The sequence below is a fragment of the Lactobacillus sp. C449L genome (assembly GCF_059900815.1).
In genome coordinates this window covers 1-804 of the sequence record NZ_JBWXGA010000021.1, presented here as the reverse complement: position 1 = coordinate 804, position 804 = coordinate 1, and the positions used below count along the sequence as shown (strand labels likewise).

Here is an 804-nt window from a genome sequence, read left to right as displayed (position 1 = left end):
ACGCGCCGGAGCCGTGGCTGATCGCATTCTGGGACATGGATCCGCCGACCGTGGCGCGAAGGCCCGAGAACGGCCCCTTGAACGGCGTCCGCAAGCCCCGCGCCGCGAGCGCGTCCGCCAACGCCTTCCAGGTCGCTCCGGCCTCGACCGTGACGCGGCCTTCGTCCTCGTCGATCGCGATCCGGTCGAGCCGGCCGACATCTATGACCAGGTGGCCGTCCTCCGCGGGGAGATAGCCGTCGGTATAGGATGCGCCCCCGCCCCGCACGCCGAAGGGCGTGCCGGCGGCTGCCGCGAGCCGCACGGTCTCCTGCAATTCCTCCACGCTTCCGGGGCGGGCGACGGCGCAGGGGGTGGCGAGCCGGCGATAGACATCGGTGGCGAACGGCTCGGCCGCCGCGCCGGTCAGGACGTTGCCTTCGCCCAGCAGGCCCCGGAGCCGGCCCGCCAGATCGCTCTGCCCGGCCGTCATCCCGTGGCGATCTCGGCTATGGTTTTCAGATAGGCCTCGCCCGTTTCCCTGCGCCCGGCTTCGGCGGCCTCCTTGCGCACGAGGTAGAAGAGCCGCTTCAGCATCTGCTGGCGGCGCGCCTCCCGTTCGGCAAGCGCGGCTTCGTCCAGCTCCAGGCTGTCGATCTCCTTCGCGACATCCATTCCCCGGCCCGCCAGGACCCGCTTCAGGGAGTCAAGCTCGTCGAGCAGGACGGAGACCTCGCCGGCGAGGACCACGATCATCGACATCATCTGGTCCAGCGCGGGATCGTCGTAGAATTGGGGACGCTTGCCCCTTGCCTCACGTTTCAT

Annotated in this window: 2 protein-coding genes; both read right to left on the bottom strand. The window is 70.0% G+C overall.

Annotated features, from left to right (window positions below; genetic code table 11):
- A partial coding sequence (locus tag AC2JF9_RS08030) for an FAD-binding oxidoreductase (RefSeq protein WP_500726756.1) occupies positions 1–472 on the bottom strand: 472 nt, incomplete at its 3' end.
- Positions 469–804, bottom strand: a 336-nt coding sequence (locus AC2JF9_RS08025; RefSeq protein WP_500726754.1) for a hypothetical protein, incomplete at its 5' end; no start/stop codon positions are given. The genes AC2JF9_RS08030 and AC2JF9_RS08025, both read right to left, overlap by 4 nt.